This window comes from Paenibacillus vietnamensis, from assembly GCF_020169515.1.
GTDB classification, from domain to species: Bacteria; Bacillota; Bacilli; order Paenibacillales; family Paenibacillaceae; genus Pristimantibacillus; species Pristimantibacillus vietnamensis.
The window spans coordinates 16,967-30,118 of the sequence record NZ_JAHMHW010000022.1; the positions used below are offsets into that span (position 1 = coordinate 16,967).

The window sequence follows — 13,152 nt, forward strand, 5'->3', positions numbered from 1 at the left end:
GGTACTAACCGGTATTCAATGCTCTGCTATTCGCATACATGTTGATACGAGCCTATTTTAACATAGGTTTCACTTTTTTTAAAAAAATATTCGGGCTCACGCTTCCCCCAGCTTGGCCGCCGCCTCGCCGTATATTCGGACGATTTGCTGCACCCGCTTGAACTCGGGATCGGAAGGACCGAAATCGGCCATAAACATTTTATTTAGTATCTGATTGTATAGATCCCGGCGATCCTCGAGAAACTGCATTTCCATCGCGATTAAATCTTCCAGGTCATACTCCTCAATCAGATGATCGAGATCGGGCTCCTTGGTGCTGAAGCCGAGCCCCTGCCGCTCGTCAAACAGATGACCCGGATACCGGCCGTTCCGGACGATTTCCTCATAGGCGATTTCCTCTTCCTCCGGATCATCGAGCGGAATCGATACGGCAAGCTCGGACAAAATGATGCCTTCTTTCGCCAGCATAACCTGAAAGGGCTTGTGCTGCAGCAGATCGGAAATGACGAGCCTGCTCATATCCCTGTTCCGGATCAACGAGGAATCGAAGGGATGAAGAATCCACTGCCGGTCCTGGTTGAAGAGATCGAAGGTGAACCATTCCCCGCCGTACACGAAGCGGACGTTAATATTCGTCTCCGAAACGATTTCATACGTAAACTCCATTCGCGATCCCTCCGGTTAAACGGCAGATTTTTCCCTATTATACCAAATGGGCGGGATACGCAGACAGAGCTTATTTGGACTGCTCCATAATTCCTTCCGCCTTCTCCGAGCTTGCGACCACAATCAGCACAAGCACGAGCATACCTAGAACGATTGAACCCAGCATAGCCAGATCACCTCATTTTTTCTTTAAGGCTATGCCGGCTATGGCTCGATTATGACAAGCGTAACTCTACTCTATTCCAAAAAGCCTTTGGCGGCTCCGGCCGGCAGCTCTCCGCGGCCGGGTCCGCCCTGAATGCCCAGCCGCTGTCCGACCTGCTGGTTAATTTGGGTCATTTTCTCCGTCTGCTGCGATACCGTTTGAATGATTTGACGGTTCGAATTCTCGTATTTGTCCATGGCCGAGAACAGATCGTTCATGGCGCGCTCCACAAGCTCCATGCTCATGGCCGGCTTCGTGAGCGCCTGGTTTGCCTTCGCGCTCGTCTCATTCAACAATCGGGCGTTTTCCGCAAACTGGTTGCCGAGCATTTCGTTCGTCGAATTTACCGCTTCGATTGCCTTCATCTGATCGTCGATCGCGCTTGCGATCAGCACGGACACCGACATCAAATGCTGCGTCTTGTCGATCGAGCTGTCCAGCGCGTCCATCAGCTTGTCGTTCGTGTCGTTAATGATATCCGTCGCCGCAATTGCCTGCTGGTACAGCATAATCATTTCGGTATACGTCTGAAGCTTCGTGACGACCTTACGCAGGCCGCGCTCCAAATACGATTTCCGGTGCTCGTTCTCCGGCTTCGCGATCTCTTCCTCGAACATCGCTTTCAGCCGGTTCCCGTATTCGACAAGCAGTTGAAGATCGTAGACGTTGTCCAGACTGCTCCGCTTCAAATTTCTCATGTGAATGACGTTTTCTTCAAGATTGTCCCGGCCGTCGCGAAGCGATTTCACGATGACCTCGACGTTCGTTTTGGCCGATTGATATTTGTAAATGTAATTTTTCATCGGCGCTTTGCGCAGCAGCTTCTGAACGAGGCTCAGCTGCTTGCTGCGGCTGAGATCCTCCACCTCGCTGCGAAGCTTGAGCATATTGTTCGCAACCTCGTTCCGCTTGCCGGACATCAGGTCGGATAACGGACGCTCCAGCATCGTCAGCGTCTGGCTGGAACGCTCCAGCGTTTTTTGGCCTTTTTTCGTAATTTCGTCCATGAGGGTATCCAGATGCATCGCGTCTGTCGTCGCTACCTTCTGCATGGTGCTCTGCACCTCTTGCTCCAGCTTGTTCAGGTCCTCGCTTTTAATTTGCACGAGCTGTGTTGCCATCGTCGTTTTCCTCCTTTGTTAGTCGTTCAGGCGGTACCGCTGCTGAATAAGCTCCGCTTTGGTGCGCAGCTCCATCAAGTCCTTCTGTTCAATCGTCTTCGTATAAAAGGTCAGCTTGGAATCGATATCCTTAATGCCGTCAAGAAGCAGACGGCGGTTCTGGCGCTTGGCCTCGCCGCTGAGCCGCAGGAACGGATTAATCGTCGAATTGAGATCCTTTCTGACCAGCCTCAAAATATTATGATTAATGCTTGAATCGCCGAGCGCGGCCAAATCCGGAATCAGCCGGTTGAGCCGTGTCAGAAGCGAGAGCGACTTCTGGACGATCTCATCGTCCAGATTGTTCTGCTCGCCTTCCAGCAAAATCATATCTTCGATTACGCCGATGTATTCGAGTGCCGATGCCAGCTCCGGGTCCATCGGCGGCCCTTTCGGCGCGTCGGCCTGCGGAGCGGCCGCAGTGCTGTGGGGCGCTGCCGGGCTCTGCTGCGGCAGCCTCTGCTCCTGCGGGCTTTGCAGCTCCGAACCCCGCGGCGGTTCCGCAATCGCCCTTCCGTTCCGGCTGCCCCAAAGCAGAGCTCCGAACAGGCCGGCCGCCGGTATGGCGATCGCTATATAAGGAGAGACCAGCCAATATGCGATCAGGGCCAGCACATAGCTGCCTAATGCAATGGCTAATTTTTTGTTCATCGCACTCATCGCTGCACCTCCAATTCTTGCTCCTTCAATTATCGCGTCTTTCGGGCACGCAAGTCAATGCAAGTCCTATTGCTTCATGATGAGCGGCTGCTCCACATATCCCGCCTGAATGCCAAACCGTGGAGCCGGCGGCTCAATCCGTTTACCCTGCAGCGCCTGAACGGCCAAATACGGCATGTTAACCCCCGATAAGCAGGTGATGTAGAGGCCGCCCGACATCCTCGGGTTGATCTCAAGCAATTTGGGTACGCCGCCGCTGTAACGGACTTGAATGTTAAAGGCATAAGGAATGCGCAGCGATTTTGCGATGCGGCTTGCGATATCCAGCAGCTCCGGTTCGTCCTCCAGCAAATAGGTCCGTCCCGTCGACTTCCGCCTTGGAATGGCTGTGATCAGCTCCCCGTCCGCCGTTGCGACACAATCGATGCTGTACTCGGTGCCGCTCAGAAGCTCCATGACCATTAAGTCGTCGAAGCGCTCCGTCCGGGACAGCGTGTCGAACGCCTGCTGAAAGCTGGTCGACAAGGTCACATAGCCGTAAAGCTCTTTCAGCGCATCGCGTTCGTTATCGATGATCCGAAAGCCCATTCCGCCCTCGGACTTCGTCGGTTTGAAGCACACCCGGTGGCCGGCGGAGATCAGCTCCTCGTAAGCCTGCTTGAATTGAGCGGCCGTGTTCACGACCCGGTAATCGGGGATGGCGACCAGCTCTTTTCCTTCCAAAGCCTCGTAAAACTTATCCTTCTCCACCATGGCGTCCAGCAAAGCGATATCGCGGCATACCATCACCTTCGTGCCGATCTCGTCGAATAAATGCGCGTAACGAGAGATTTCCTCCATATGCAGGCGGGGAATAAACAGATCGATTTCATTCCTTTTGCAGTAATCCGCGCAAAACTCCGCGTACTCCCTGCCTAGCAGCGCGGGCTCGGTGCCGGCGTGATCGGCCGCCACCAGCGACATGTGGTTAATGTCCGGATGGGTGCCGAAAAATTCGAAGCGCTCCCCGTCCGGATTGTTCCTGATCATATTGATATAATGGTAAGCCACCGAAAACCAGCGGTTCATATAAATGCGCGTCGTCATGTCTGATCCCTTCTTCCGTGTCTCTAGCGTAAACGGCCCGACTAGCGCGAGCCTTCAGCTGCAGTTGTAAGTTAGCTCCTTACGCGCCGGCATGCTCCAGAATGCGGTCGAGCAGCTCCTCCGAGGCGAATGCGCCTCTGGCCGACGTAAAGCGGATATGCGGATGACTGTCATAAAAGCGGCCGAGCTCGCCGTGTACCGGCGCGATCGCGTAATCGGCCGCGAGCAGCAAGCTTTCGTCGAGCAGACTGTCGCCCGCCGCATATACGTACGTCGAAGCGAGCTTCTCCTTCACATATTGGATGGCTGCGCCCTTGCTCACCTTCTCGGGCACGAGATAGATCTTCCTGCCCTGCAGCGAGTAGCTCCAGCCGAGGGCCGCAAGCTGCTTCTTAAGCTCCTCCAGCGCTTCCAGCGGAAGCCGGTCTCTCTCTACTACGATGGAATAAAATAAATCGTCGCAAAGATCGGAGGATTTCACCCAGTGGTCGGAGGCGATCTTCGCAAACAATTCGGCAATTTCCGTATTTTCCGCACAATGGCTGCTGACGGCTTCCCGGACGAATTGCTGCCATTCCCGGTCGATCTGCCCGCCCGCCATTACCGTTCCCCCGTTGCTCACAATCGCATATTCGGGCCGAAGCTGCTCCGTGATGCCGAATATGCGGTTGAACTGCCTGGGAATCCGCGTCGTTACGGGAACAAAATGCATTGTCCCGGCGACCAGGCGCAGCTTGTCGAGAGCCGGCTTCGTCATATAAGAAATATGCCTGCCTTCATGCAGCTCTACCGGAACCATCTCTTCGAGACTGATATCGCCTTTGGAGCGAACCGAATAAATCAGAGTTTGATCCAAATCGCTCGCAAATATCATTCCTGGTCCCCCTTTACCGACTTAATAATGCCGCAGCAGGAATAAGACATATGCGGGTAAATTTCCGCGGGTACGCCGCGTTCCTTCGCGAGCAGCAGAATATGCTTCAGATGCGGATTATCCAACCGGTCGACGAGAATGACGCGCGGCACCCGCCGCAGCAAAACCCGCGTCGTCTCCCCTACTCCGGGTTTGATGAAATTTGTCTCCGCTACTCCGAATTCGTCCTGAATGGTTTGGATATCCTCCAGCCCCTGCCAGGTCGGACGCAAGCTTTCCGGGCTCGCCCACAGCTTCTCCGCCGCGCTCTGCGCCTCTTCGCGCACCTCCTCGAAACGTGAGGATACCGTATCGATAAACCGGGCCGTAAGATCGGATCCGCTGTACTGGCGATAATACTTCGCGCCATGGAAGTCTTCCTCTCCGATCAGGTCAGAGCGCAGCACCGTCCGGCTGATCAGGCCCGACACGGTCGAATTAAGGCAGGCGCTTGGAATGAGAAAATCCTCCCTCGTTCCGAACGCATCCGCGCACCGTCCGGGATCCGCAAGAACGGCCAGCTCGTCGTTCAGCTTCAGGCCGTATTTGCGGCGCATTTCCGCGCAGGCTTCGCTCAGCACCTTGCGGATAGCGCCCTTGCCCGTCCAGCCGTCCACGAATTGAACGGTTCGCTCCGGATGCAGCCGGCGAATGTAGAGCAGCGCATTCTCGTCGATGCCTTTGCCGCGGATGATGGATAGGCTGTAATGCGGCACTTCCAGGCGATGAACCTGCTTCAAGTAGCGTTTGATCAGCACCCCTGCAGGCGTTCCGCCCCGGGCCAGGGAAGCGAGCACGATATCCGGGCCGTGCTTCCTGAGAAGCAGCTCGGACACCGTTCCGGCCGCTTGGGCCAAAATGCCGGACGATTGTTCGAGCGAGGCTTCGAACAGCCGAATATACTCCGGAGTAGGCTCGTATTCGATCGGCAGGCTTTCCGAATAATGGCCGCCGGATTGCATGCTCGCCTCCCGTTCCTCCGTCTTCCTTTCAAGCGGTACCCCGCTCAAATCCTTCAGCAGAAAAACCGCATCCTCGCTTTTATAGCTGCCGATCGGATCCGGCTGCGCAATGGTTTTGCTGAAAAAAACCAAATGAATCCGGGGAATGCCGAGCGTTTGAAGCGCATTCCGCAGCTCCGCCATCCTCTCCTCAGGCATCTGCCTTTCTATGAACAGAAACAGCTCGTCGTAATGGCCGTGAGGAATGTTGTACATAAAGTTCATGACGCCTTCATGCTCCGGAGAGGCATAACGGCAGGCGGAATGGACCGCGTAATGCGGGGCTGAGTAAGGATGAATCGGGCTGCGCGTACTGGACTGGTACTTGACCCCAACACCTAGCAAGGCGGCGATCCGCATCGGGATGTACATAAACTCGCCGGTGCCCATGCACAGCGTATTGGATCCCGACCTCCTCCCCTTCAGCCACTCTGCAGTCCGCTCCAGCTCCCGCTCCAGCCTGTCGCTTCCTTCGGCCGTTAAGCCGAATCTCCCCGTATCCCGGAGATAAGGGGTCTTCGGCTCGCTGGAAGCCAAAGCCGAGAAGCAGCCGTAAGCCTCGATCCGATCGATGACCGGCTCCGTTTGCAGCTCGGCAGGCTCGTCCGATGCCGGCGAGCTCTCTACCGGAGCCCCTGTAACGGCAATTTCACCGGACATGAGCGAAAGGCAGCCAATGCTGACGCCAAGCTCTCGCTCTGTGTCGCTTAAGCGCCGGATATCCTCCTTCGAGCGCCAATCCAGCAGGCTGGCAAGCACATAGTTCTTCCTGCCGTATTTCGCATGCAGATCGCGGATGATGTTGATGGCCGTTTTGCCGGTGGTCATTTCGTCGTCCACAAGGACAATCGTTTCCGCACCTTCAAAAATGGCAGGATCCTCCGCATAACAGCGGTGCGCCGTCGCATGGGAATGCTCCTCCTCGAAATCGATGCAGGAGCTCATAGCCCCAATGCTCTCCCTCGTCGTATGAAGAAAAGCCGCCTCGCCCTCGAACATGTCGAACACGCTGTGGCCAAGCGCCGTTGCCGTCTCGGCAAAGCCGATAAACAACGTTTTCTCCGTCAGCCGGAGCTTGCTCCGCTTAAGGGCGCCGTAGACGCGCTCCGCGGCTTCCGGGTCGTCCAATGCGTGCAGCAGCTCCTCCATCCGAACCGGAAGCGGTTCGCCCAGCGACTCGCGGTAGAGCAGGCCGAGCGCCGCGCCCGCAAGCAGCGGTACATGCGGGTCCACGGGGATATGCTTGCCAAGCACCTTGCTGACAAACAAAAAGCTTCTTTTTTTGTTCATTCTGGCGGCCATCTGAAACAGCCTGCCGGGCGGAAGGCCGTACGGATTGCCGGTGATCGATATCGATACTTCCAAATCGCCGATGATCTTATACGATAGCGGATTCCCGTTCTTCTGCAAGTAAGCAGGTGAAGTTCTGGTTTTCATTTAGCACCCCGTATATTTTTGCTCTGGTCATAATGCGTCCGGCCCATGTCATATGCGGCTTGAACTCGTTCATCTTGTTGGCGTACCGGCTCTTCATGACGCCAAGGTCGCCTTGTCCGTTCTCGATAATGTGCAGCGCGTCCATATACTCCTCGTGCGTCACGACGTACATAGCTTGAACCGGCTTGATGTGCGACGGATGAATGATCGTCTTGCCTATGATTCCGTTTTCCTTATCCATCGCTACCTCGCGAATAAGCCCGTCCACATAACGGTTAATATAGGACATTCGCAAAATCCGCCCGTGCCTGCCCATGCTTTCCTCGAAAGGCGTTTGGCGCAGCTGGGGCTTGAATACGCGGTCGCTCTTGAAATACTCCCAGACCGGACCGGAGATGACATAGTGATTGTCCATACGTCCGAATACGTTCACGATATCCGCGATGCAGTCCCTGATCACCCCGATATCGTAAATCGTATGGTCAGGGCTTCTCCGCAGCCCGAACAGGCTCGAGAAATCCGTCGCGCCGATCCGGACGTTCAGCACGTATTCCCTGTACTCCTTCAACAGCGAGGAAATGTCGAGCAGGCTGTCCATTCGTGCCTCGCGGTAAATGATCTCCGCGCTTTCCAATATTGGCATGCCGTAAAGCACTTTGCCGCCGGGCCCCCGGCCTCTGTTAAACTCGTCCAGCACCCGAAAATATTCGCTTCCGGCCCATGCGTTAAATTTCGGGAATACGATTCCCGTTATATATCCGATTTCCTCCCCGCATAAATCAAGCAGCCGCCTCAGCTGCTCCACGGACCGCACTCTGATGAACATAAGCGGAATCCGGTCCTCATGCAGCAATCCTGCCGCCGTATAACGTCCGATCTGCAGCAGCGTCTGCAGCAGCGTATCTTCCGCCATTTCAAGCTGGTTGTCGCCTACCGCGTCTTCAAGATCAATCACCATCGACACCAGACCCTCATGCTTGCCCGCAGCCAAGTCGTCCGCTATGGTCAGCCTGGTGGCCGGCATGTAAAGCGCCGCACCGACGGCATGCGCCAGCGTTTCTTTGTCCGCGTCGTTACCGAACTGTCCCGGAAGGGAATAAAAGAAGGCTTGCTCGTCTTCTCTGCTAAGATAGTTAAAATACCTCATGGGACATACCTCCTCAAAAATGGTGACTGCCTGGGCGCGTTTCGCGGGGAATACTTTCTTGTATTTCTAGAAAAAATATCCCTCGCATTACATGGAGGGATATTCCGGCTGCATGAATATGTGTGAGCTTATTGTGCGGATTCGGAAGCTCTTTTTTGACGAATGACGCTGAAGATCATCGTGCCTACGAATACGGCGACAATCAAACCGAAGAAATAGGCGTGAGGAACATGGAAGTCGTATGCTCCGGCGATCATCTTGGCCGCGATGATGATAATGAGAATAAAAGCAGCCTTCTCGAGCTCGGGGAACTTGTCGATGAGCTTCAGGAACACTTGGGCGACACCGCGCATCATCAAGACGCCGAGGATACCCCCCAGGAACAGAACCCATACCTCTTCGCTGACGCCGAACGCCGCAAGAACGCTGTCGATACTGAAGGCGATATCCATCATTTCAACGGCCAGCACGGTACGCCAGAAGCCGTAGCCCTTGTTCTGGACCGCTTCTTCTTCCTCGTCATCGTTCTTCTTGCCGATGTAAGGTAGCAGCGGGACGCCGCCTACACGGGCCATCTTAAATTCCAGATGGAACAGATTGCTCAGCGCGATCCATAGGAGGTACAAGCCGCCCGCTACCTTGATCCACGTAATTTTGACGAGGTAGACGCCTACGCCGATCGCTATGAACCGGAAAATATAAGCCCCGATAATGCCGTAGAATAAAGCCCGCTTCTGCTGCTCCTTCGGCAAATGCCTAACCATGACCGCCAGCACGAGAGCATTGTCCGCGGACAAAAGTCCTTCCAAAAGGACCAGGGTCGCGATAATGCCCCAGCTCGTCGGATCGGTGAATACGTGGGAGAGATTTTCCCAGCTGAAGAAATTACCGAAATTCGAGATCAAATCATGAAAAAAATCAGCCATTGCCATAACCTCCGCATAATGCGATTATTTACTGCCTTGTACCCATCTGAGTCCCCAGTCATACGTCTCGTCCAATTGGCGGTGTCCTGAAAAATACTGCACGAGACGCCGGATGCTGAAGGTTTGGTCGTTCACGTTCTCGATCATTGCGATCGCGCACATGCCCATCCGGTTATTATGCTCGTCCATCCGCACCTCGATATCGGGGCCGCCCGACTGCTTGATCGTAACGACACCGTCCGCCTCCGCCCAATTCGTTACGCCCTGGTAAATATAAGCGTACACGACGATTCTTTTAATCTCCGAAACCTTATTGCCGTTAATTCTCAAATTCTCGCCCGTCTTGATAGAGCCTGTCCGGTCGTCTCCGTCAAGCGATATGTAAGGAGCTCTCGCAAAATCCCCGAAGCTGTTCCCCAGCGCTTGAACGGAGCCTTTCATCCCGTTTTTCAGTTCAAACAGACAGCCTACATCCAGATCGACACCGCTTGAGCGTCCGAAGAAGCCGGTCGTTTTCTTCTGATTCCAGTTCAGGTTCACGACGATTTCCCCGAGCGAGCCTGTCCCTTTCTGCAGGTTAATAACGTCCCCGCGTTTGGTAAGGGAAATTTTACTCAAATTAACCGGCGCGGTCGTCCGCTCTGGAGGAGCCGGAGGCGGCGGCGGTGCGGCAGCCTTAGGCGCCGCTTGCGGCGAGGTCTGCGGAGGCGTAGGCGCATCGGCCTTTACTTCGATGCCGAAGCTGGCGCAAAGCGCTCCCAGCCCGCCCGAGTATCCGGAACCGATGGCATTAAACTTCCACTCGCCGTTATATCTATATAAATCTCCAACGACAATTGCCGTTTCTACGGAGAAGTTTTTTCCCAGCTCATAACGCAAAATTTCGCGTCCCGTTCCTTCGTCCAAAATTCGAATATAAGCGTCGTCCACATTTGCAAAGCTCTGCTTCCTGGCTTCGCCTTCATAGATGGTCAGCGTGAAAGAAAGTCGTTCAATATCCCGAGGGATGTCATACAGGCTTACCTTTACCTGCTCCTGGTCCGTCTTGCCCGCAAGGGTGCGCTTGTCCGAGCCGGCAATTTCGACTGCCCCGCCCGCCCCTTTCGGATTGCCGTAAAAGATCAAATCCCGGTCGCCGGCGACCTTGCCGTCAGCCCGCAGCAAAAAAGCGGAGAAATCTACGTCCACGCCTGCGCCGCTCTGCCACCCCATGCCAACCAGGAGGTTTCTGTAGGATGAATTGTTTTTCGTTATATCCGCTTTCTGGCCTTTCGTCAAAGAAAGCTCCATGCATAAACCGCCTTTCGATAATGATCGGAAATGGGTGACGGCTCCGCCAGGACGGCTTAAGGCGTCACCCGCTTGCCTATGAATTAAACCTGCAGGCCGTAGTTCCGGCAAAGCGCCGCGAGGCCGCCCGAGAAACCCGAACCGACGGCCTGGAATTTCCAGTCCGCCCCATGGCGGTACAGCTCGCAAAACACGATTGCCGTTTCGATAGAGAAATCTTCTCCCAAATCGTAGCGGAGCACTTCCCTCCCGGTCGTCTCGTCAACCAGACGTACGAAAGCGTTCGACACTTGTCCAAAGTTCTGATGCCTGCTGTCGGCGTCATGGATCGTTACGCTAATGCCGATCCGGTGGATGTGCGGCGGGATTTTCTGAAAATCGATCCTGATCTGCTCATCGTCCCCGTCGCCTTCTCCCGTTCGGTTGTCCCCCGTATGCTCGACTGCTCCATTATAAGCGATGAGGGAGTTGTAAAAAACAAAATCCTTCTCGTCCTTCGCCTTGCCGTCCTGATGCAGCAGAAATGCGCTCGCGTCGAGGTCGATTTCACCGCCCCCGGCATACTTGTTCGTATCCCAGCCCAGACCGAGCACGGCTTTGGTCAGCCCCGGGTTCGTCTTGGTAAGATCAATCCGTTGTCCTTTGGAAAGATTAATCGACATCGCTTTACTCCTCCTTATCGGGCAAGCTTGATTTTACGTCTGGACGCCAAAATCATTGCAAAGGCCTGCCAGGCCGACTTGATAGCCGCTGCCTACCGCGCTGAATTTCCACTCGCCGTTGTGGCGGTACAGCTCGCCTACGACGACTGCCGTTTCCACGGAGAAATCCTCTCCGAGATCGTAACGGATCAGTTCCGCCCCTGTCGCTTCGTTCATGACGCGCACATAAGCATTCGCCACTTGGCCGAAGTTTTGATTTCTTTGCGCCGCATCATGAATCGTAATGCAAAACGCCACCTTCTGCGTATCGGCGGGCACGGCGGCCAAATTCACCTTAATCGTCTCGTCGTCGCCGGCGCCCACGCCGCTTTGGTTATCCCCGGACGATACGATGGAGCCGTTCGAATTGGAACGGTTATTATAGAAAATAAAGTCCTTCTCGCTGTTCACCTTGCCGGCCGCATTCAAGCAAAACGCGGTGGCGTCGAGGTCAAACTGGCTGCCCCCGTCGTATTTGTTCACGTCCCAGCCCAATCCGACTGCGATTTGGGTAAGTCCCGGGTTGGATTTGGTCAGATCGACCTTCTGTCCTTTCGACAAATTAACGGCCATCGGATTTCCTCCATTCTTGTCATTTTAAAAGGGCCGCCGCCGGCGACCCTTCACGGGTAGTCTGTTAGTTGGTTGAAAGGCCGTAGTTGCGCGCAAGTCCGCCAAGGCCGTCCTGGAAGCCGCTGCCTACCGCGCTGAATTTCCATTCGCCGGAATGACGGTAAAGCTCGCCTACGACAACAGCCGTTTCTACGGAGAAGTCTTCTCCCAGATCGTAACGAATAAGCTCGGTGCCGCTTTGCTCGTCCACGATGCGGACGAAAGCGTTCGATACCTGACCGAAATTCTGGCTGCGGGCTTGTCCTTCATAAATCGTAATGCAGAAAGCGATTTTGTCGATTTCGGCAGGAACGGCCGCAAGATCGACTTCAACCTTCTCGTCGTCGCCGTCGCCGGCGCCCGTACGGTTATCGCCCGTGTGGACAACGGAGCCGTTGCTGTTCTTCGGATTGTTGTAGAAGATGAAGTCGGATTCGGAATTTGCTTTGCCTTGAGCGTTCAGGCAGAACACGGAAGCGTCAAGGTCGAAATCCTTGCCGCCGTCATATTTATTGGTATCCCAGCCGAGGCCTACCATAATCTTCGTTAGGCCGGGATTCGTTTTCGTAAGATCGATTTTTTGACCTTTGGATAAGCTGATCGCCATTGATAAGATGCCCTCTTTCTCAATAGAATTATTGGTATTGACGAGCAAGGATATCGACATGGGCAGCATGCGTGCCTTCGCCGATCGCGTTAAACTTCCATTCGCCGTTGTGGCGGTACAGCTCGCCGACGACCAGTGCGGTCTTGCCGGAATAGTTTTCGGTCAGGTTGAAACGGACCAGCTCTTGATTGTTCGCCGGATTAACGATCCGGATGAACGCGGATTTGATCATGCCGAAATCCTGTTTTCTCGATTCGCATTCGTAAATATTAACGACGCAAAGAATTCTGTGAATGTTCGCAGGAACGCGGTCCAACTGAACGTGGATTTGCTCATCGTCGCCTTCGCCTTGTCCCGTAATGTTGTCGCCGCTGTGGATGACGGAGCCGTCGCCGCTTTGCTTATTGTAGAAGCATACCAGGTTGCGCTCGCCGCTAAGCTTGCCGTTCGCATCCAGCAGCAGGGCCGATGCGTCGCAGTCCACGTTAGCCGCCTTCTTCATTCCGAAAAAGCCGCTCTTCTGCTCCGCAGGGTCCCAGCCGAGGCCGACGATCACCTTGGTCAAACCTGCGTTGCCCTTCGTCAAATCAACCTTCTGGCCTTTCACGAGAGAGATTCCCATCGTATTTGCACCCCCTTTCCATAAGGTTCAACAGTCATAACAAGAAATACGCCCATTCGACACCGGGGTTCCAAAAAATTTAAGGAAATCGTTATTTTCGCTCCGTTATTTATTTTATA

The 13,152-nt window shown here is 54.6% G+C and carries 13 protein-coding genes and 1 pseudogene; all 14 read right to left on the bottom strand.

Annotated elements, in window-relative coordinates; all coding sequences use genetic code 11:
• Window positions 1–96: 96 nt before the first annotated feature.
• Entirely contained in the window at window positions 97–666 is a 570-nt protein-coding gene (locus KP806_RS24455) for a hypothetical protein (RefSeq protein WP_224726377.1), read from the bottom strand.
• A 237-nt stretch (window positions 667–903) separates the two neighbouring features.
• On the bottom strand, window positions 904–1,992 hold the full coding sequence (locus KP806_RS24460; protein ID WP_224726378.1) for a toxic anion resistance protein: 1,089 nt from the start codon (window positions 1,990–1,992) through the stop codon (window positions 904–906).
• A gap of 18 nt (window positions 1,993–2,010) precedes the next feature.
• Window positions 2,011–2,691, bottom strand: coding sequence for a hypothetical protein (locus KP806_RS24465; RefSeq protein WP_224726379.1), 681 nt, complete (start codon window positions 2,689–2,691; stop codon window positions 2,011–2,013).
• Window positions 2,692–2,757: 66 nt separating this feature from the next.
• On the bottom strand, window positions 2,758–3,777 hold the full coding sequence (locus tag KP806_RS24470; RefSeq protein WP_224726380.1) for an ATP-grasp domain-containing protein: 1,020 nt from the start codon (window positions 3,775–3,777) through the stop codon (window positions 2,758–2,760).
• A gap of 79 nt (window positions 3,778–3,856) precedes the next feature.
• A complete protein-coding gene (locus tag KP806_RS24475) occupies window positions 3,857–4,651 on the bottom strand; it encodes an HAD family hydrolase (protein WP_224726381.1) in 795 nt (264 codons plus the stop codon).
• Window positions 4,648–5,835 carry a cysteine protease StiP family protein gene (locus KP806_RS24480; protein WP_224726428.1) on the bottom strand — a complete coding sequence of 396 codons (1,188 nt, stop codon included), beginning with the start codon at window positions 5,833–5,835 and terminating at the stop codon, window positions 4,648–4,650. The genes KP806_RS24475 and KP806_RS24480 overlap by 4 nt, the downstream gene beginning before the upstream one ends.
• A pseudogene (locus tag KP806_RS24485) lies at window positions 5,827–7,128 on the bottom strand (phosphoribosyltransferase family protein); the annotation flags it as partial. The gene KP806_RS24480 and the pseudogene KP806_RS24485, both read right to left, overlap by 9 nt.
• The gene (locus KP806_RS24490) at window positions 7,070–8,275 is read right to left on the bottom strand and encodes an HpcH/HpaI aldolase/citrate lyase family protein (protein WP_224726382.1); all 1,206 of its coding nucleotides are present in this window, start codon (window positions 8,273–8,275) and stop codon (window positions 7,070–7,072) included. The gene KP806_RS24490 and the pseudogene KP806_RS24485, both read right to left, overlap by 59 nt.
• Before the next feature lie 128 nt (window positions 8,276–8,403).
• Window positions 8,404–9,201 (bottom strand): TerC family protein, encoded by a 798-nt coding sequence (locus KP806_RS24495; protein WP_224726383.1) that lies wholly within the window; start codon window positions 9,199–9,201, stop codon window positions 8,404–8,406.
• A gap of 24 nt (window positions 9,202–9,225) precedes the next feature.
• A complete protein-coding gene (locus KP806_RS24500; protein ID WP_224726384.1) occupies window positions 9,226–10,491 on the bottom strand; it encodes a TerD family protein in 1,266 nt (421 codons plus the stop codon).
• Between the two features lie 83 nt (window positions 10,492–10,574).
• Window positions 10,575–11,153, bottom strand: a complete 579-nt coding sequence (locus KP806_RS24505) for a TerD family protein (protein WP_224726385.1) — start codon at window positions 11,151–11,153, stop codon at window positions 10,575–10,577.
• A 33-nt stretch (window positions 11,154–11,186) separates the two neighbouring features.
• Window positions 11,187–11,765 (bottom strand): TerD family protein, encoded by a 579-nt coding sequence (locus KP806_RS24510; RefSeq protein ID WP_224726386.1) that lies wholly within the window; start codon window positions 11,763–11,765, stop codon window positions 11,187–11,189.
• 64 nt (window positions 11,766–11,829) lie between these two features.
• Window positions 11,830–12,411, bottom strand: coding sequence for a TerD family protein (locus tag KP806_RS24515; protein ID WP_224726387.1), 582 nt, complete (start codon window positions 12,409–12,411; stop codon window positions 11,830–11,832).
• Between the two features lie 28 nt (window positions 12,412–12,439).
• Window positions 12,440–13,033 carry a TerD family protein gene (locus KP806_RS24520; protein ID WP_224726388.1) on the bottom strand — a complete coding sequence of 198 codons (594 nt, stop codon included), beginning with the start codon at window positions 13,031–13,033 and terminating at the stop codon, window positions 12,440–12,442.
• Window positions 13,034–13,152 lie beyond the last annotated feature (119 nt).

Coding starts and splice junctions, on each gene's coding strand:
- KP806_RS24455 (WP_224726377.1), bottom strand. CDS start 666: ATGGAGTTTACGTATGAAATCGTTTCGGAGACGAATATTAACGTCCGC.
- KP806_RS24460 (WP_224726378.1), bottom strand. CDS start 1,992: ATGGCAACACAGCTCGTGCAAATTAAAAGCGAGGACCTGAACAAGCTG.
- KP806_RS24465 (WP_224726379.1), bottom strand. CDS start 2,691: ATGAGTGCGATGAACAAAAAATTAGCCATTGCATTAGGCAGCTATGTG.
- KP806_RS24470 (WP_224726380.1), bottom strand. CDS start 3,777: ATGACGACGCGCATTTATATGAACCGCTGGTTTTCGGTGGCTTACCAT.
- KP806_RS24475 (WP_224726381.1), bottom strand. CDS start 4,651: ATGATATTTGCGAGCGATTTGGATCAAACTCTGATTTATTCGGTTCGC.
- KP806_RS24480 (WP_224726428.1), bottom strand. CDS start 5,835: ATGGCGGAGCTGCGGAATGCGCTTCAAACGCTCGGCATTCCCCGGATT.
- KP806_RS24490 (WP_224726382.1), bottom strand. CDS start 8,275: ATGAGGTATTTTAACTATCTTAGCAGAGAAGACGAGCAAGCCTTCTTT.
- KP806_RS24495 (WP_224726383.1), bottom strand. CDS start 9,201: ATGGCTGATTTTTTTCATGATTTGATCTCGAATTTCGGTAATTTCTTC.
- KP806_RS24500 (WP_224726384.1), bottom strand. CDS start 10,491: ATGGAGCTTTCTTTGACGAAAGGCCAGAAAGCGGATATAACGAAAAAC.
- KP806_RS24505 (WP_224726385.1), bottom strand. CDS start 11,153: ATGTCGATTAATCTTTCCAAAGGACAACGGATTGATCTTACCAAGACG.
- KP806_RS24510 (WP_224726386.1), bottom strand. CDS start 11,765: ATGGCCGTTAATTTGTCGAAAGGACAGAAGGTCGATCTGACCAAATCC.
- KP806_RS24515 (WP_224726387.1), bottom strand. CDS start 12,411: ATGGCGATCAGCTTATCCAAAGGTCAAAAAATCGATCTTACGAAAACG.
- KP806_RS24520 (WP_224726388.1), bottom strand. CDS start 13,033: ATGGGAATCTCTCTCGTGAAAGGCCAGAAGGTTGATTTGACGAAGGGC.